The 17,154-nt window shown below is 60.4% G+C and carries 20 protein-coding genes and 1 tRNA gene; 11 read left to right on the top strand and 10 right to left on the bottom strand.

Going from position 1 to position 17,154, the window contains the following annotated elements; all coding sequences use genetic code 11:
• Window positions 1–293 precede the first annotated feature (293 nt).
• Window positions 294–527: a hypothetical protein gene (locus ACK59L_RS00320; RefSeq protein WP_409271128.1), complete on the top strand. Its 234-nt coding sequence runs from the start codon at window positions 294–296 to the stop codon at window positions 525–527.
• Window positions 528–628: 101 nt separating this feature from the next.
• Here ACK59L_RS00320 and adhP read toward each other — a convergent pair whose 3' ends face one another.
• The gene (adhP, locus tag ACK59L_RS00315; protein WP_409271126.1) at window positions 629–1,639 is read right to left on the bottom strand and encodes an alcohol dehydrogenase AdhP; all 1,011 of its coding nucleotides are present in this window, start codon (window positions 1,637–1,639) and stop codon (window positions 629–631) included.
• 436 nt (window positions 1,640–2,075) lie between these two features.
• Between adhP and ACK59L_RS00310 the strand changes: the two genes are divergently transcribed.
• Window positions 2,076–2,267 (top strand): hypothetical protein, encoded by a 192-nt coding sequence (locus tag ACK59L_RS00310; RefSeq protein ID WP_409271124.1) that lies wholly within the window; start codon window positions 2,076–2,078, stop codon window positions 2,265–2,267.
• Between the two features lie 59 nt (window positions 2,268–2,326).
• On the opposite strand, the gene ACK59L_RS00305 is transcribed toward ACK59L_RS00310, so the two are convergent.
• Window positions 2,327–2,411: transfer RNA gene (locus ACK59L_RS00305), tRNA-Leu, on the bottom strand.
• A gap of 291 nt (window positions 2,412–2,702) precedes the next feature.
• Here ACK59L_RS00305 and ACK59L_RS00300 point away from each other — a divergent pair.
• From ACK59L_RS00300 to ACK59L_RS00290, 3 genes are read left to right on the top strand one after another with little or no spacing between them, the layout of a single operon-like run.
• Window positions 2,703–3,857: a two-component system sensor histidine kinase NtrB gene (locus ACK59L_RS00300; RefSeq protein WP_409271122.1), complete on the top strand. Its 1,155-nt coding sequence runs from the start codon at window positions 2,703–2,705 to the stop codon at window positions 3,855–3,857.
• Between the two features lie 10 nt (window positions 3,858–3,867).
• Complete coding sequence (locus tag ACK59L_RS00295; RefSeq protein ID WP_409271120.1) at window positions 3,868–5,313, top strand: ATPase domain-containing protein; 1,446 nt, start codon at window positions 3,868–3,870, stop codon at window positions 5,311–5,313.
• 11 nt (window positions 5,314–5,324) lie between these two features.
• The gene (locus ACK59L_RS00290; protein WP_409271118.1) at window positions 5,325–5,678 is read left to right on the top strand and encodes a response regulator; all 354 of its coding nucleotides are present in this window, start codon (window positions 5,325–5,327) and stop codon (window positions 5,676–5,678) included.
• Between the two features lie 41 nt (window positions 5,679–5,719).
• Here the strand turns inward: ACK59L_RS00290 and csrA are convergent, their stop codons facing one another.
• The 8 genes from csrA to ACK59L_RS00250 all read right to left on the bottom strand — a co-directional run bounded on the left by csrA (window position 5,720) and on the right by ACK59L_RS00250 (window position 11,489).
• Window positions 5,720–5,911 (bottom strand): carbon storage regulator CsrA, encoded by a 192-nt coding sequence (gene csrA / locus ACK59L_RS00285; protein WP_058637808.1) that lies wholly within the window; start codon window positions 5,909–5,911, stop codon window positions 5,720–5,722.
• 254 nt (window positions 5,912–6,165) lie between these two features.
• On the bottom strand, window positions 6,166–7,188 hold the full coding sequence (locus tag ACK59L_RS00280) for a DNA topoisomerase IB (RefSeq protein ID WP_058637807.1): 1,023 nt from the start codon (window positions 7,186–7,188) through the stop codon (window positions 6,166–6,168).
• Window positions 7,189–7,259: 71 nt separating this feature from the next.
• A complete protein-coding gene (gene modC / locus ACK59L_RS00275) occupies window positions 7,260–8,351 on the bottom strand; it encodes a molybdenum ABC transporter ATP-binding protein (RefSeq protein WP_409271115.1) in 1,092 nt (363 codons plus the stop codon).
• A 1-nt stretch (window position 8,352) separates the two neighbouring features.
• Window positions 8,353–9,033, bottom strand: a complete 681-nt coding sequence (modB, locus tag ACK59L_RS00270; RefSeq protein ID WP_058637805.1) for a molybdate ABC transporter permease subunit — start codon at window positions 9,031–9,033, stop codon at window positions 8,353–8,355.
• Window positions 9,033–9,785 (bottom strand): molybdate ABC transporter substrate-binding protein, encoded by a 753-nt coding sequence (gene modA / locus ACK59L_RS00265; protein ID WP_409271113.1) that lies wholly within the window; start codon window positions 9,783–9,785, stop codon window positions 9,033–9,035. The genes modB and modA overlap by 1 nt, the downstream gene beginning before the upstream one ends.
• A gap of 107 nt (window positions 9,786–9,892) precedes the next feature.
• Window positions 9,893–10,969: an NAD(P)H-dependent flavin oxidoreductase gene (locus tag ACK59L_RS00260; protein WP_409271111.1), complete on the bottom strand. Its 1,077-nt coding sequence runs from the start codon at window positions 10,967–10,969 to the stop codon at window positions 9,893–9,895.
• Window positions 10,970–11,007: 38 nt separating this feature from the next.
• On the bottom strand, window positions 11,008–11,178 hold the full coding sequence (locus tag ACK59L_RS00255; RefSeq protein ID WP_167339645.1) for a hypothetical protein: 171 nt from the start codon (window positions 11,176–11,178) through the stop codon (window positions 11,008–11,010).
• A gap of 8 nt (window positions 11,179–11,186) precedes the next feature.
• Window positions 11,187–11,489 (bottom strand): DUF1883 domain-containing protein, encoded by a 303-nt coding sequence (locus ACK59L_RS00250; RefSeq protein ID WP_027916110.1) that lies wholly within the window; start codon window positions 11,487–11,489, stop codon window positions 11,187–11,189.
• Between the two features lie 159 nt (window positions 11,490–11,648).
• Here ACK59L_RS00250 and ACK59L_RS00245 point away from each other — a divergent pair, with 159 nt between their 5' ends.
• The 6 genes from ACK59L_RS00245 to ahpC all read left to right on the top strand — a co-directional run bounded on the left by ACK59L_RS00245 (window position 11,649) and on the right by ahpC (window position 16,982).
• The gene (locus tag ACK59L_RS00245) at window positions 11,649–12,011 is read left to right on the top strand and encodes a hypothetical protein (RefSeq protein WP_027916109.1); all 363 of its coding nucleotides are present in this window, start codon (window positions 11,649–11,651) and stop codon (window positions 12,009–12,011) included.
• A gap of 77 nt (window positions 12,012–12,088) precedes the next feature.
• Window positions 12,089–12,739: a c-type cytochrome gene (locus ACK59L_RS00240; protein WP_409271108.1), complete on the top strand. Its 651-nt coding sequence runs from the start codon at window positions 12,089–12,091 to the stop codon at window positions 12,737–12,739.
• Complete coding sequence (locus tag ACK59L_RS00235) at window positions 12,736–13,647, top strand: c-type cytochrome (RefSeq protein ID WP_409271106.1); 912 nt, start codon at window positions 12,736–12,738, stop codon at window positions 13,645–13,647. Before ACK59L_RS00240 ends, ACK59L_RS00235 begins: the two co-directional genes overlap by 4 nt.
• A 183-nt stretch (window positions 13,648–13,830) precedes the next feature.
• Window positions 13,831–14,670: a UTP--glucose-1-phosphate uridylyltransferase GalU gene (galU, locus tag ACK59L_RS00230; protein ID WP_058603367.1), complete on the top strand. Its 840-nt coding sequence runs from the start codon at window positions 13,831–13,833 to the stop codon at window positions 14,668–14,670.
• A gap of 147 nt (window positions 14,671–14,817) precedes the next feature.
• Window positions 14,818–16,173 carry a glutathione-disulfide reductase gene (gene gorA, locus ACK59L_RS00225; protein ID WP_409271104.1) on the top strand — a complete coding sequence of 452 codons (1,356 nt, stop codon included), beginning with the start codon at window positions 14,818–14,820 and terminating at the stop codon, window positions 16,171–16,173.
• A 245-nt stretch (window positions 16,174–16,418) separates the two neighbouring features.
• Window positions 16,419–16,982 carry an alkyl hydroperoxide reductase subunit C gene (gene ahpC, locus ACK59L_RS00220; protein ID WP_028686434.1) on the top strand — a complete coding sequence of 188 codons (564 nt, stop codon included), beginning with the start codon at window positions 16,419–16,421 and terminating at the stop codon, window positions 16,980–16,982.
• Window positions 16,983–17,154 lie beyond the last annotated feature (172 nt).

The following is a 17,154-nucleotide window of genomic DNA, read 5'->3' as shown; positions in this document are numbered from 1 at the left end:
AAGTAGAGCGCAATATGTGGGCCTTGGTGACCTTCTCCGACGAACGTAACAGACCCGATAGCTGTTCAAGGCCAGAGTAGATCAGGGCTGATGTGATGTCGGGACAGATAAACACAGCAAGGACTGCTAGTCTCAAGGTACCTGTTGATCGCTTTGGCTGAACCTCGCGCGGCAGTAGGGGTCATCAAGTAAGAGACCCACGATTTATTGCGTTTTGCGTTGCCAGTTTCTGAAAGGTTGGCTCGCTATGATCAGGCTCATCAGGTGAACACCTTCCGCAAAGGAGTCAGGCAATGGACTATTCCAGCATGGTCGAATCTTTGAACAAGATGCTCGAGGCGGCATCGGACGAGCGTGAGCGTGTGCAGGCGTGTGTAAAGGCCAAGGACACAGGTAAGAAGCCGCATACCGAAGCGCAGGATGCCGAGGTCATGGCACAGCTGCCAGTATCTCAAGTGTGGGTATATGAGGGGCGCAGCCGTAAAGCGACCACATCAGCCTGTGCGGTTCGAAGTCATGGCCGTTGAGCGTGGTGCTCATCAGTCTACAACCGCCACCGCAGTGGCCTGCGACCCTGACGGGCAGGGCCGCTGCCTATTGCGCAGAGCTCGAGTGAAGTGCCCCTGGTTCAACCCTCGAACTGAATCACCATTCGGCCCTTGATGCGCCCATCGAGCATCTCTTCGAAAATCTGGTTGATGTCCTCGATGGGACGCAGGCTGACTTTTGGCACCACCTTGCCTTCGGCAGCAAATTGGAAGGCCTCTTGCAGGTCCTGGCGCGTACCCACCAGCGAACCGATGACCTCAATGCCATCAAGTACCAGGCGTGGGATGTTCAGGTTCATCGCTTCCGATGGTAGGCCTACGGCAACCAGTCGCCCACCGGCACGCAGCGCGTCAACGGCCGAATCGAAAGCGCCCTTGGCCACGGCGGTAACCACAGCGGCATGGGCGCCACCGGTCTGGGCCTGGATGACCTTCGCGGCATCCTGGCTGGAAGGGTTGATGGCAAGATCGGCACCCAGTTCAGTCGCAAAGCGCAGTTGTTCTTCGTTGACATCGACCGCAATGACCTTGGCATTGAAGACATTCTTGGCGTACTGCAGTGCCAGGTTGCCCAGCCCGCCAAGCCCGTAGATCGCGATCCATTGGCCGGGACGAATATTGGATGTCTTTACTGCCTTGTAAGTCGTCACGCCTGCGCAGGTAATGCTGCTGGCCTCGGCAGACCCTAGCCCCTCCGGTACCTTTACCGAGTAGTCGGCCTTGACGATGCAGGCTTCGGCCATGCCACCGTCTACGGTGTAACCGGCGTTCTTGACCTGTCGGCACAGTGTCTCATTGCCGCTGGTGCAATACTCGCAGTGACCGCAGCCCTCATAAAACCAGGCCACGCTGGCGCGGTCGCCTGGTTTGAGGGACGTTACGCCAGGACCGACCTCCTGTACCACGCCAATGCCTTCATGGCCCAGCACAACACCCGTCTTGTCGCCGAAGTCGCCGTTCTTGACGTGCAAGTCAGTGTGGCAAACGCCGCAACACTGCATTTTCAACAGCGCCTCGCCGTATTCGAGTGGGCGAATACATTTTTCGACCACCTCAACGCGACCGCCTGGGGCTACGACAGCAGCTTTCATGCGAACCTCCGTGTCTATCCGGTTGACTTGAAAATAGCCCACGCACAATAGCGCCAGCGTGCAAGTGAGAAACTGCCGCAGGTCATAGAAAGGCAGGGGCGTGGAGGGCGGGGACAAAAAGAAAAGCCCGCGGCAAGAATGCGGCGGGCTGCAAGAACATACGGAGCAGGTTCAGATTGCCAAGGTGAATGTCATCATTTCGTGAACGGAAGGTGATGGATGCGTCGTGCGCCAAGAAAATGTGCGAGACGGCAGTGACAGGCCCTGCAGAGCGACCGACAAAAAAACGCCCGCCAGGAACCAGCGGGCCAAGAACGTTTTGAAGGGAGAGCCGCTACATTGGACGCGTGGAATTAACCTGGAATTAAATCACTGCGGCGTTGACCTCAGAGGCAGTTGAGCCTATACAAGCGTGCCACTTGAACTAAGGCCCATTATGCGCGACGACGACCTGCACGAACCTGAGCATGATCACTTGCTGGATCATGAGTTTCTTCATGACGAACAAGACCCGTTCGAGCCGGATGCTCACGGGGCGCAAGACGAAATCGAGGAGTCGTCGTTTGAGGAACTCGAAGAGGACGAGCGCAATCATCCTGCGTGGTTCGACGACTGCGAAGATGAGTAATGGCAAACCAGCAAAGGGCAGGCAGCAAAAAAGGCGCCCTGGGCGCCTTCTTCAGGATGTGGTGCGAGTGGCGGGACTCGAACCCGCAAGGCTCACGCCGACAGATTTTAAGTCTGCTGTGTATACCAATTCCACCACACTCGCACGTTTGAAAGGGCCACGGGTGGCCGGCTCGCTTCAGACAGAAGGGCTGTGCAATCAAGGCGGCTTTATAACCCACCGTTATAGCAGAGTCAACCTTGGCTGCCGTATTCCGCACATCACATCCCATCACGAGCAGCCGATTGACAGTGTCATGAGCTTGGCCCAATGTTAGCCAAGTCACTGGATGTGATGGTCGGGCTGACGACTGCGCAACGACGGTGAACAGCGTGTATCAATGCCTGAGATGTAGTCGTTTGGATTATGTTTACCTGCCGTGCCGGTGGAGCTCGCATGGTTTCAACTGATTGCCAGGTCAATTCAGAAATGCCTGCTCATCGTTACGAGCAATTGGTCCAGTCCGTGGTGGACTATGCCATCTACATGCTGGACACCACCGGTCATATCGCCTCGTGGAATGCTGGCGCCCAGAGAATCAAGGGCTATAGCGCCGATGAAGTGGTGGGCCGTCATTTTTCTCTGTTCTTCACGCCTGAAGACTGCGCCGAAGGCAAGCCGGAGCAATTGCTGCGTCAAGCGCTTGAGCACGGCGTGTCGCGGCATGAAGGGTGGCGCCAGCGCAAAGACGGCACGCGCTTCTGGGCACTGGTGGCCCTCGATGTGGTGCGCGATGATCAAGGCCAGATCGTCGGGCTTGCCAAGGTCACGCGGGACATTACCGATCGACGCGAGTCGGCGATGCAGCTGGACGCCGTCAGAGCGCAGTTGTTCGAGGCCCAGAAGCTCGAGGCGCTGGGTCAGCTGACCGGGGGGCTGGCACATGATTTCAACAACCTGCTGACCATCATTCTCAGCTCTGCGCGCTTGGCCCTTGCCGCATCCGACCCAGAGCGCGCTCAGCGCATGCTGCACAATATTCTCGAGGCTGGCCAACGCGGCACCGACCTGACCCGTCAACTGCTCAGCTTTGCCCGCCACCGCAAGCTTGAGGTGACCTGTATCGAGCCGGCCAAATTGATCGACGCTACCCATGGACTGCTTGTTCATGCACTGCCCAGTTCGGTCACACTGGATGCGCGGGTGCAGCCTGATCTACCCAGCATCGAAGTGGATGCTGGTCAGTTACAAATGGTGCTGCTCAACTTGCTGTTCAATGCCCGGGATGCCATTGCCGAGGAAGGCCACATCGTCCTGACCGTCGAAGCGGTATTGCTGACAGGCGAGGTCGACGGCCTGCATGGCCGCTTCGTGTGTTTCGAGGTGCAGGACAGCGGCGAGGGCATGGCGGCGGATGTGCTGCCACGTATTTTCGAACCCTTCTTCACCACCAAGCCGTTCGGCAAGGGTACCGGCCTGGGCCTGAGCCAGGTGTACGGATTTGCCAGGCAAAGCGGCGGTGCCATCAGTGTGCACAGCGAGCTGGGGGTCGGCACCCGCATGCGGCTTTATTTGCCCGTCCATTCAAGCCAGCCAGGTGTCGAGCCGTAAGGGGCGCAGCATGACTCAGACACTCAAGCGATTGCTGACAGGTATCGACGGGCTCGATGCCCTGCTCAAAGGTGGGTTGGTGGCAGGGGCGTCGTATATCGTGCAGGGCCCACCTGGCGCAGGCAAGACGATTCTGGCCAACCAGCTGGCCTGCGAGCATGTGCGCAAGGGAGGGCGGGCGCTGGTGGCAACCTTGCTCAGCGAGTCCCATGAGCGGTTATTTCAGTACCTGGGCACGCTGGACTTCTTCGACCCCTCGATGGTCGGCGACCAGATTCAGTTCGTTAGCGCCTTCGATACCCTGGAACAGGATGGCCTTGATGCCGTGGTCCGGTTGCTCAGGCAGGAGATCAGTCGACACAAGGCCAGCCTGCTGATCGTCGATGGCGTCCTCAATGCTCGCGTACATGCCGAAACATCGCTCGATACCAAAAAATTCGTCTCGGCACTACAAGGTCATGCGGCTTTTGCCGGCTGCACCGTACTGTTGTTGACCAGTGCGCGGCTTGAGGAAGGCAGCCCTGAGCACACGATGGTCGACGGCGTGATCGAACTGGGTGAGCAGATGGTGGGTAGCCGCGCCGTTCGCACGATTCAGTTGCGCAAGACCCGTGGCAGTGGCGCCTTGTCCGGGCGCCACGAGTGCCTGATCGACGATACCGGTGTGACGGTGTTTCCGCGTCTGGAGTCCTTGTTCGCCAAGCCCGTTGCGCCCTGCAATGCAGCCGCATCACGAATCAGCAGCGGTGTGTCGACGCTCGACGACATGCTCGATGGCGGTCTGTCCGCCGCATCGGTCACGCTGCTGATGGGCCCCTCGGGCATTGGCAAGACGTCGCTGGGCATGGCATTTCTGGCGGCCAGCACACCCCAGGCCCCCGGTTTGCATTTCGGCTTCTATGAATCACCCGATCGCCTGCACAGCAAAGCGGCTTTACTGGGGTACGACTTTGCAGCCATGGAGCAGGCCCAGAGCCTGACACTGTGCTGGGAGCCCAGTACGCAGGTGCTGTTGGACCAGCTGGGTGCGCGCTTGATCGAACAGGTACAGGCAACCGGCGCCAAGCGAGTACTGATCGACAGCCTGGGCGCGTTGAGCCGCCTGGCCACGGAGCCCGGGCGCCTGAATGCCTTCTTTCGCGCGCTGACCGGGGAGCTGCGCGCTCGCCAGGTGAGTGTGATGCTGACCTGGGAAATGCGCGATATCTTCGGTGCGGAGATCAGCGCGCCGGCGCCCGACTTGTCCAGCATCGTCGACAACCTGGTGCTGATGCGATTCGTGGAGCATGACGGCACCTTGCGCCGCATGCTCTCAATCCTCAAAGTGCGCGACAGTGCTCACGACGCGTCCTTGCATGAGCTTGTGATCGCTTCAACGGGAATCACACTGCGCAGAGCATTCGAAGGCACCAGTGGGGCCCTTTCTGGCACAGCCGTGCCGCAAGGGAGCCTGTAGGTTTCAGTTACATGAAGACCGTGCTGATCGTCGACGACGAATACCTGATAGCCGACATCTTGGCGTTTGCCCTGGAGGATGAAGGGTATGCAATCGAAAAGGCGAGTAACGGCCGAAAAGCACTGGAGATACTCAACCGGGTGCAGGTGCAGTTGGTTATCACCGACTACATGATGCCCGTACTCAACGGCCAGGAGCTGGTGCGTGCCATGCGGGCTGACCCTGCGTTACAGACGCTGCCGGTCATCCTCATGAGCGGCGCACAGGCCAACGAGGGATGCCCGGCATTATTCGCAGCAATATTCGACAAGCCATTCGACATGGGCGAGATGATTGCGACCGTGCGTGGCCTATTGGGCGGCTGAGGCTTTGGGCGCATCCCTGCTGCCCGCTTGAATGACCAGTGTCAGTCGTCTTGCTTTTCAGGGGCCGGGCTGCCGGCCTGGATGCGTTTGAAAATCTCCTCGCGGTGCACTTGAACATCCTTGGGTGCGTCGATGCCTATCCTCACCTGCATCCCTTTGACGCCCAGAATGGTGACTTTGATGTCGTCGTTGATGACGATGCTCTCGCCAACCTTACGGGTGAGTATCAGCATGTACTTCTCCTTGGTGATAAAAAAGTCCGCAGGCCATGTGCTCTGGCGGTGGGAGCCTATCCCTTTTCCTTCTCATTAAAGACGCTTCAGAGGCCTAGTAATTCCCAGAATGTCAAAATCTATGGCACGCAAAGGGGAAGCGGACAGCCAGGCGTTCCATGAAGGCTTTGTAGGACAAGGTGCTCTGTGTTGAAGGATAGTGATGGCGTCGTTCAATGGGAAATACCTTTGCATCATCGGTTGGATAGACGCGCTCAATGTGCGGCCTGCTGTTCCAATGCCTTGAGAAAGACCAGCAACGCGACCTCTTCCGGGTCCAGCCCCTTGCGTACTCGGCTCTTGGGCAAGGCGGCCAGGCGCCCGAGCGTGTAGTGCTCCAGTACCGCTGGGTGGATATAGCAGCGTCGGCATACCGCAGGGGTGTTGCCAAGGCGCGAGGCGACTTGCTTGACGATGGCAGCGACCTGGCGTTTGGCCTCGGTTTCCGGCTCCCAGGCCAAGGGCCTGAGCAGGTCCAGCGCAAGGCTGCTGCCGGCCCAGGTACGGTAGTCCTTGGCCGTGAAGTCGGCGCCAGTCAGCTGTTGCAGAAACTGATTGATGTCGCTCGAACCAATGCTGTGACGCTGGCCATCGGCATCGAGATACTGAAACAGTGCCTGGCCGGGCAGTTCCATGCAACGCTTGAGCAAGGCCGCCAGGCGTCGGTCGCGCAGCGTTACATCGTGTTCGACACCACGCTTGCCGCGGAACTGAAAGCGGATGGTACTGCCCTTGACCTCTACATGTCGATTACGCAGGGTTGTCAGCCCGTAGGACTTGTTGTCGCGCATATAGCGCTGGTTGCCAATGCGGATGAGGGTATGGTCCAGCAGGCTGACCACCAGGGCCATGACCTTTTCACGGTCAAGGCCCGGTCGAGACAAGTGGGCTTCCAGTTGTGAGCGCAGCTTTGGCAACGCCTGGGCGAAGGCGAGCATGCGGCCGTACTTGTGCTGGTCACGGGTTTCACGCCACTGGGCATGATAGCGGTACTGTTTGCGGCCACGGGCATCGCGGCCAGTGGCCTGCAGGTGCCCTTGCGGGTCTGCGCATATCCAGACATCGGTGTAGGCCGGTGGGATTACCAGTGCAGCGATACGTGCCAGTGTTTCAGGGTCGCGTACCCGTTCACCGTTGGCGTCCAGGTAGATGAAGCGGTCGCGCCAGCGGCGGCGAGTCAAACCGGGCTGGCTGTCGTCGACGTAATGCAGCGTTTCGGGAAGCGGGCAGTCGAGCATGGGCGGCAGGCCTCGATCAAGTCACTGATCAATGGACAACAGCCGCTTGGCCGTTGCTCCATTTCCGCACGTTAGCTGAGCAATGCAACCGATTTGATCTGTGCATACAGGCGCTGGCCTGGGTGCACCCCAAGCTGGTCCGCCGAGAAACGGGTAATGCGGGCGAGCAGGATGCTACCGTCGGCATCCAGGCTGACCAACAGATGGGCTGGGTTGTCGGCAGCGTGGGTGTCGCGTACCTGAACGTGCACTCGGTTAAGGATGCTTGAGGTGCCGTCAGCGGTGAGCGCCAGGCTTACGTCGCGCGCATGGACCTTGACCCGCAAGGCGCTGCCCAGGGCGCGCATGGGGTGTGCGAAACGTAATACGAGCCCTTCGTTGCCAGGCAGGCGCAGCTCAAGCAGATCGTAGTGCGAGTCGTGCCCTGTCACCTGGCCTTCGAGCACCACACCGGCATCATCGCCCTGGGCCAGCGACAAGTCCAGACGGGCCAAAGTAGGCGCAACCGGACCGCTTACCACCACACGTCCGTGCTCGAGCAACACCACATGGTCCGCCAGGCGTGCCACTTCGTCCTGGGCGTGGCTGACATAGACCACGGGTACGTCCAGCTCCTCGTGCAAGCGCTCGAGGTAAGGCAGGATTTCGCGCTTGCGGGGCCCGTCAAGAGCGGCCAGGGGCTCATCCATCAGCAGCAGTCGGGGGCTGCTGAGCAGCGCACGGGCAATCCCGACGCGTTGCGCCTCGCCTCCCGATAACGTCGAAGGTCGGCGCGCCAGCAGGTGACTGATACCCAGCAGCTCGCTGGCATGTTCCAGGCTTACCTTGCGCTGGCTCGACGGGACACGGCGCCAGCCGAACTCCAGGTTGCTACGTACGCTCAGGTGTGCAAACAGGCTGGGTTCCTGGAAGACGTAGCCCACCGGGCGCCGGTGGGGCGGTAGAAAGACGCCGCGAGCGGTGTCCTCCCAGACCTCGCCATTGACTTGCACATACGCCTGACCAGGGCGCTCCAAACCGGCCAGGCAGCGCAGGCAACTGGTTTTGCCAGACCCGGAGTGCCCAAACAAGGCGCTGATACCGCGCCCTGGCAGTTGCAGGTCGACGTCCAGCGTGAAAGCGTCGCGTGCCAGTTTCAGGCGTGCCACGATCGAGTGCGTCATGTCAGTTCCAGCCCGTATTGCCGCGTTTGCCTGCGTACAGCAACAGCAGCACCAGGAAAGAGAACACCAGCATGGCGCCTGCGAGCCAGTGAGCCTGGGTGTAGGCCATCGCCTCGACGTGGTCGAAAATCTGCACGGACACCACGCGGGTCTTGTCGGGAATGTTGCCACCGATCATCAGCACGACACCAAACTCGCCTACGGTGTGGGCAAAACCCAGGATGCTGGCAGTGATGAAGCCAGGACGGGCCAGTGGTAGCGCCACATGCACGAAACTGTCCCAGGGCCCGGCGCGCAGCGTGGCCGCCACTTCCATGGGGCGTTTACCGATGGCGGCAAAAGCGTTTTGCAGCGGCTGGACCACAAAGGGCATCGAGTAGATGACCGAGCCGATCACAAGGCCCGAGAAGCTGAACACCACACTGTCCAGGCCCAGTGCTGCAATCGCTTGGCCAAGCCAGCCATGCGGGCCTAGTGCGATCAGCAGGTAGAACCCGATCACCGTAGGCGGCAGCACCAGAGGCAGGGCAACGATGGCACCTATCGGGCCGCGAAGCCATGACCGAGTGCGTGCCAGCCACCAGCCGATGGGTGTGCCCACGATCAACAGGATCAGGGTGGTCAGGCTGGCCAGCTTCAGGGTAAGCCAGATGGCGCCAAGGTCACTGGCATCGAGCGGCATCAGATTTCATAGCCGTAGGCTTTGATCACCGCAGCTGCCTTGGGGCCCTTGAGGTAGTCCACCAGGGCCTTGGCAGCCGGGTTGTCCTTGCCTTTTTCCAGGATCACTGCGTCCTGGCGGATGGGGTCGTGCAAGGAAGCCGGGACGATCCAGGCCGAACCACTCTGTACCTTGCCATCCTTGAAGATCTGCGACAGCGCCACGAAGCCCAGCTCTGCATTACCGGTAGATACGAACTGGAAGGCTTGGGTGATATTTTGACCCTCGACCCATTTGGCGCGCGTCGCCTCGGTCAACTTGAGCTTTTCCAGCACTTGCGTGGCCGCCAGGCCATACGGCGCGGTCTTTGGATTGGCGAGTGAGAGGTGCTTGTAGGCATTGCCTTGCAAGACCGCGCCCTTGTCATCCACATACCCAGGCTGGGCCGACCACAGGGCCAGTGTCCCGACGGCGTAGGTAAAGCGTGAGCCCGGCACGATGGCGTTCTCTTGCTCGAGCTTGGCCGGGGTGCTGTCGTCTGCTGCCAGGAACACTTCGAAGGGGGCACCGTTCTTGATCTGGGCATAGAACTGCCCGGTAGCGCCGTAGGCTGCGATCAACGTATGGCCGGTGTCCTTCTCGAAATCCTTGGCGATGGCCTGGATTGGCGCGGTGAAGTTGGCGGCGACAGCCACCTGGACCTCGTCGGCCCAGGCAGTGTTCAGCGTGATCAGGCTGGCGAGGGCGGCTAGATGGGGCAGGGGAGAACGCATTGGGACAGCTCCTGGTTTTCGTTATATGCCTGACTATATAGCGCTTCGCCAGTTGCCTGCAGCTGTTTTTGTTGAATAGAGGTTGGAGCAAGTTTCGAGCGGTCCAGCTAGCGGCTTAGTCGAGCCAGTGCTTTGTCTGCAATGTCACGGGTCAGGTCTGCAGCGGACATGTGCCGGCCAAGGCGCAGTGCCTGGCCTGCCCAAAGGTTGCTGAAGCCACTGTCGCCTCGAGCCTCAGTGATCGCTCGCAACGGCATCAACGCGCCACCTGCCAGTGGAAACCGCGGTGCCTGCGCGCTCATGGGGCCCAGATCGCGCATCAGGCGATTATTGATGCCGCGGGCCGGGCGGCCAGTGAACAGGTTGGTCAGGGCTGTGTCGCTGGCCGGCGCACTGTGCAGCGCCTGCCGGTGAAACGACGACACGTTGGCCTCGGGGCAGAACAGGTACGCAGTTCCGATCTGCACCGCAGACGCGCCCAGTGCCAATGCGGCCAGCAAACCACGATGATCGGCAATACCACCGGCCGCGATCACCGGTACATCGACGGCATCGGCCACTTGCGGCACCAGGGCAAGCGTACCGATTTGGGTGGTGATGTCTTCACTGAGGAACATGCCGCGATGTCCCCCAGCCTCATAGCCCATGGCGATGATCGCATCGCAGCCACGGTCCTGTAGCCAGCGCGCCTCTTCGACAGTGGTGGCACTGGACAGTACCCGGGCGCCGCTGGCTTTGACCCTGCGTAGCAGGTCAGCTTGAGGCAGGCCGAAGTGGAAACTCACCACTTCAGGGCGCAGTTCCTCAACCAGCTGACAGCTCTGTTCGTCGAAGGGGGCGCGGTTGGACACCGGTGCAGGTGCTTCGAAATCAGCCCCCAGCGCTCGATAGTAGGGTTCAAGCGTCTGCTTCCACGCGGTCAGGGCGTCGGCATCGCAAGCCGGTATCTGGTGGCAGAAGAAGTTCAGGTTCAGGGCGCGGCCAGGGCTGGCGGCTCGAAAGGCTGCGATGTGCTCGCGTACCTGCTGGTGGGTGAGCATGGCGCAAGGCAGGGCGCCAAGACCACCGGCCTGGCTTACCGCAATGGCCATCGCCGTGCCCGATGCCCCAGCCATCGGCGCTTGAAGGATGGGCCTTTCGATACCCAGCAAATCGAGAATACGGCGATCGGGCCACTGACTCATGCAACGCTCCTTCAGCGCAGTGAATGGGGGCTGGGCGATTAGAGTGCCTTGCTGACCTGGATGTCGCTGACCTTGTCGACGTCTTCACCATGGATCTTGCGCAGGGCTTGCAGGGCCTGTTCCGGAGAGTCGTCTGACATGAGGGCGAAGTCCCAGCGGCGCTGGCCTTCGAGCTTGTATTTGATGACGTACTTGATGGTCTGGGTCATGGCTGGCCTTACCTGAGTTGCGACGAGGAACGGCGGATGATCTTGATCTTGTGCGTGAGGCTGGGCTTGCGCGTGACCGAGATCGGACGGGTCGTCACGGTATCGATGGTGATGTTCCAGAAACCGGTGCTGGGCACGGTGATCTTGGCGGGGAACTTGTCGAAGTGGCCGCCGTGATAGGTGTGACGACCGCCATTCTTGAAGCTGCGAAAGTTGGCGTCGTTCATCAGACGGATGTTGCAGCGCTGGGAACACTCGATGACGACGATGTCGTCCTCGTTGAGGTGCTCGCGCTGGTGTACGAATTTCATGTGTGGCTCCGCAAAGTCTGGTTTTGCAAACGCGCACGATACCACGATGCGCGGTGAGCGCGCCGGGCGGCTGATCGGGCGCAGATAAATCTGCCAGTCCAGGGAGCAAAAGAGCCAGATCACGGTCGAACGGGGTTCGTGATGACAGAGGTGCAGCAGATGAAGTGGATGTTGGCGGCGTGGATGCTGACCCTGGCCGGGTGCGCCAGTGTGTCTGACCTTGAACAGTCCCATGAGACGATGGATGTGATGTCAGGCAAGACGCCACGTGAATATGCCGACTGCGTGAAGGCGCGCCTGGCCGACTCGCGTGGCCCGTTGACGGAAGAGAAACGCGGCGATGGATTGCGTCTGATCGTGCCGCAGAAGTTCTCGCCAGGCGAGGGACCAGGCGCGCTTCTGGATATCAGCCAGCGTGGCAACAATGGCAGCAGCATCAAGTTGCATGAGCGTCTGAGCAACTTCCCATTGCGTCCGGGTGATGTGCGCAAAGCCGCGACGGCTTGTATTTCCGGGGATTGATCCAGCGCAAGTGACCCTCCTCCTTTTGCTTATATGTTTTGGGCCTAAGCATATAACAATAGAAAAGGAGGTTCGTGATGAGACCGTTCAGCGTCATGGTGATCGGTGGCCTGATGTCCCTGGCCTGGGCATCGGCCCACGCTGCAGATGGCCAGAAAGTCTTTACTCAAGGGGGCGCAGACCCCGCTGCCCTGGCCTGCATCGGGTGCCACGGTGCCGATGGCAACGGCATCGGCGCAGCAGGCTTCCCCAGGCTCGCTGGCCTGCCGGCCGCCTATTTGAGCAAGCAATTGCATGACTGGCGCAGGGGTACTCGACAGCAGGCAGTGATGGCGCCCTTGGCAAAGGCGTTGTCCGAGGACGAGATCACGGCTGTGAGCGCCTACCTGGCCAGCTTGCCGGCACCGGCAACCGGTGACCTGCGCCGTCAGCAAATTGCCGATGATCCAACGCTGCGGCTTGCGCTTTATGGCGACTGGGACCGGCACATCCCCGGATGTATCCAGTGCCACGGCCCTGGCGGTGGCGGGGTGGGCGAGCACTTCCCTCCGTTGTCAGGCCAGCCTGCAGCTTACCTGGTGGCACAACTCAACGCCTGGCGGGATGGAACGCGCAGTAACGATCCCAACCAGCTGATGGTCGGCGTGGCCAAGGCCATGACCCCTGACGAGATCACGGCCGTTGCCGAGTTTTTCGCCCGTCCCGCCAACCTGGAGGCCAAGCCATGAAGCCTTTGCTTACAGCCCTGCTGCTGGCCGCAGGCAGCGCTCACGCCAACCCCGTGACCATGGAGGACCAGTCCCAGCTCAAGGTGCCGGATGCAAAGGCGCAGCCGCGCTTCGTGCCGCCGGCCGAGGGCGAGTTGCCGGACAATGCGTTCGGCAAGATGGTGCGCGAGGGGCACGCCCTGTTCGTCGATACCCGGCGACTGATGCCTGAAGCGGTTGGCAACGGCATGAACTGCAGTAACTGCCACCTAGATCAAGGGCGCATGGCGCACTCGGCCCCCCTGTGGGGCGCCTATCCGATGTACCCGGCTTACCGCAAGAAAAACGACAAGGTCAACACCTATGCCGAGCGAATCCAAGGTTGTTTTCAATTCAGCATGAATGGCAAACCGCCGGCGGCTGATAGTCCGCAGATGACTGCGCTGTCGGTTTATTCCTACTGGCTCTCTACCAAGGCGCCGACCGGGGTCGAGTTGGCCGGGCGAGGTTATCCGGAAGTGGCGCCGCCAGCGGGTGGCTATGACTTCACGCGTGGGCAGAAGGTGTATCTCGAACAATGTGCGATCTGCCACGGCAAGCAGGGCGAAGGGCAGAAGGTGGCGGGCGAGTATGTGATGCCGCCGCTCTGGGGCAGGGACGCCTACAACTGGGGGGCGGGCATGCACCGGATCAATACGGCGGCGTCATTCATCAAGTACAACATGCCACTGGGTCGACCGGGCTCGCTCAGCGACCAGCAAGCCTGGGATGTGGCGGCCTGGATAAACCGGCACGAGCGGCCCCAGGACCCACGGTTGGTAGAGGGCTCCATCGAGAAAACGCGCCTGAAGTTCCATGCCAATGACGGGGTCAACCTCTATGGCCAGAAGGTCGAGGGGGTGTTGATCGGGCAGGGCACCGGTCACTGATGACCGGGCAAGGGCCTGGAGGGGTGACGTACCGGTCAGGAATATTGGGCGACCCTTTGAACTATCCGTGAGCGGTTGCCTCTATGTTCCCAACGATCGGCCACAGGCGGGGCATTGTAAGGTGACCGCCGCCTGATTAGACTGCGCCGTAACCCCCAGGCCTAGCCTTTGTTAAGGACGTTTATGATCAAGAAATGCTTGTTCCCGGCAGCCGGCTATGGCACTCGCTTCCTGCCCGCCACCAAAGCCATGCCGAAGGAAATGCTGCCAGTGGTCAACAAGCCGTTGATCCAGTACGGCGTTGAGGAAGCATTGGATGCAGGGTTGAGTGAGATCTCCATCGTTACCGGTCGCGGTAAGCGCGCGCTGGAAGATCACTTCGACATCAGCTACGAGCTGGAAAACCAGATCAAGGGCACCGACAAGGAGAAGTATCTGGTAGGCATTCGTCGCCTCCTGGACGAGTGCTCGTTCTCCTACACCCGTCAGACCGAGATGAAAGGCCTGGGCCACGCTATCCTCACCGGCCGTCCGCTGATCGGCGACGAGCCCTTCGCCGTAGTGCTGGCGGACGACCTGTGCGTCAACCCTGAAGGCGACGGCGTGCTGACCCAGATGGTGAAGCTGTACAACCAGTTCCGTTGCTCGATCGTCGCCATTCAGGAAGTCGATCCGCAGGAAACCAACAAGTACGGTGTCATTGCCGGCGACATGATTCGTGACGACATCTTCCGTGTGACCAACATGGTAGAGAAACCAAAACCTGAAGATGCCCCGTCCAACTTGGCCATCATCGGCCGTTACATCCTGACCCCGGATATCTTCGACATCATCGCCAATACCGAACCCGGCAAGGGCGGCGAAATCCAGATCACCGACGCCTTGCTACAACAGGCCCAGAATGGCTGCGTAATCGCGTACAAGTTCAAAGGCCAGCGTTTCGACTGCGGTGGCGCCGAAGGCTACATCGACGCGACCAACTTCTGCTTCGAGAACTACTACAAGACCGGCAAGGCCTACTGAGCCCCTGCTGCAAGCCAGGCGCGTTTTTTCTTGCCGCCTGATGCTTGAAGCTTGAAACTGCCGGTACCAAGCTGCAAGTGACAAGCCACGCTGCCCGTTGTGCAGTCTGCCGCTTGAAGCTTGCAGCTTTTTTTTGGAGAACGAAAAGTGGCCTACGATTTTGATCTGTTCGTGATTGGCGCCGGCTCCGGTGGCGTGCGCGCCGCACGGTTCGCTGCCGGTTTTGGCGCGAAGGTAGCGGTTGCCGAGAGCCGCTACCTGGGCGGCACCTGTGTCAACGTGGGGTGTGTGCCTAAAAAGCTGCTAGTGTACGGCGCCCATGTGGCCGACGAACTGGAGCAAGCGGCTGGATACGGCTGGACCTTGGAAGAAGGGCACTTCGACTGGGGTACGCTGATCGCCAACAAGAACCGTGAAATCGAACGGCTTAATGGCATCTACCGCAACCTGCTGGTCAACAGCGGCGTAACCCTGATTCAAGGCCATGCGCGCATGACCGGGCCCAACGAGGTCGAGGTCGAAGGTCAGCGCTACAGCGCCGAGCACATCCTGATCGCCACCGGCGGCTGGCCCCAGGTGCCGGACATCCCTGGCAAGGAATTGGCGATCACCTCCAACGAAGCGTTCTACCTCAAGGACCTGCCGCGGCGGGTGCTGGTGGTGGGCGGCGGCTACATCGCGGTGGAATTCGCCGGGATCTTCCAGGGGCTGGGCGCCGCGACCACGTTGCTGTATCGCGGCGATCTGTTCCTGCGCGGCTTCGATGGTTCGGTGCGTACCCACCTCAAGGAAGAGCTCGAAAAACGCGGGCTCGACTTGCAGTTCAATGCTGACATCCAGCGCATCGACAAACTCGAGGATGGCAGCCTCAAGGCGACGCTCAAGGACGGGCGCGAACTGGTTGCCGACTGCATCTTCTACGCCACCGGCCGGCGACCGATGCTGGACAACCTTGGCCTGGAAAACACCGGGGTCGAACTGGATGACAAGGGCTATGTGCGAGTAGACGATCAATACCAGACCACGGCGCCCTCGATCCTGGCCATTGGTGATGTGATCGGCCGCGTGCAACTGACGCCTGTGGCACTGGCTGAAGGTATGGCCGTGGCCAGGCGTTTGTTCAAGCCGGAGCAGTACCGCCCCGTGGACTACCAGAACATCCCCACGGCAGTGTTCAGCCAGCCGCCTATCGGCACGGTAGGGCTCACCGAAGAACAGGCCGTCGAGCAGGGCTATGAGGTCAAGGTCTTCGAAAGCCGCTTCCGCGCCATGAAGCTGACCCTCACCGACATCCAGGAAAAGACCCTGATGAAGCTGGTGGTGGATGCCAAGACCGACAAGGTGCTCGGTTGCCACATGGTCGGGCCGGATGCAGGCGAGATCATCCAGGGCCTGGGCATCGCGCTCAAAGCGGGCGCGACCAAGCAACAGTTCGATGAAACCATCGGCGTGCACCCCACGGCAGCGGAAGAATTCGTGACCATGCGCACGGTGACTCGCTGACTCAACCCAGGCCGCACGCAACGTGCGGCCTGGTTGCGCGGTGGCGGTTAAATAGCCGCAGCCCCACGCCGCCGCATCCATGGGTTGCCGCGCGCTTGGGCAACACTGGGTTAGGCCGCCCTTGACCGGTCTGGCTCATAGCCAAAACCAATCATAAGCATCATGTTTGCCAATGAGCCTTTATCGGTCCATGCGGTTAGGATTCTCTCCGTCAACTGATTTCAACCCATGAAGGAGCGTCTCTCATGCCTATCATCAACAGCCAGGTCAAACCGTTCAACGCCACTGCCTACCACAAGGGCGAGTTCGTCCCGGTCAGCGAAGCCGACCTGAAAGGCAAATGGTCTGTCGTGTTCTTCTATCCAGCCGACTTCACTTTCGTGTGCCCGACCGAGCTGGGTGACCTTGCTGACAACTACGCCGAGTTCCAGAAACTGGGCGTTGAGATCTACGGTGTTTCCACCGACACCCACTTCACCCACAAAGCGTGGCACGACACCTCGGACACCATCGGCAAGATCCAGTACCCATTGATCGGCGACCCGACCCATGTGATCGCCCGCAACTTCGACGTACTGATCGAAGAAGCCGGCCTGGCTGACCGCGGTACCTTCGTGATCAACCCCGAAGGCCAAATCAAGATCGTCGAGCTGAACGACGGTGGTGTAGGTCGTGACGCTACCGAGTTGCTGCGCAAGGTCAAGGCTGCCCAGTACGTCGCCGCGCACCCAGGCGAAGTCTGCCCAGCCAAGTGGAAAGAAGGCGAGGCGACTCTGGCGCCGTCGCTGGATCTGGTCGGCAAGATCTGATTCTCGCCCGATAAGCGCCTGTGCAGCGGCAGCGCCGCGCGGGCCTTGCGGGATGAGCAGCCAGTCATGTGCCACACGCGGGCGGTAAGCAGCCGCCACAGCTGAACCACTTACCGCCCCGTCAAACGCCCGGGCGACTTTGCCTGGGCGTTTTTGTATCCGAGTTTTGAAA

Source organism: Pseudomonas sp. KCJK9111 (assembly GCF_046231935.1).
Lineage (GTDB): Bacteria > Pseudomonadota > Gammaproteobacteria > Pseudomonadales > Pseudomonadaceae > Aquipseudomonas > Aquipseudomonas parafulva_B.
Note: the sequence above shows the minus strand (reverse complement) of the source record. Positions and strands in the feature narration are given on the sequence as shown.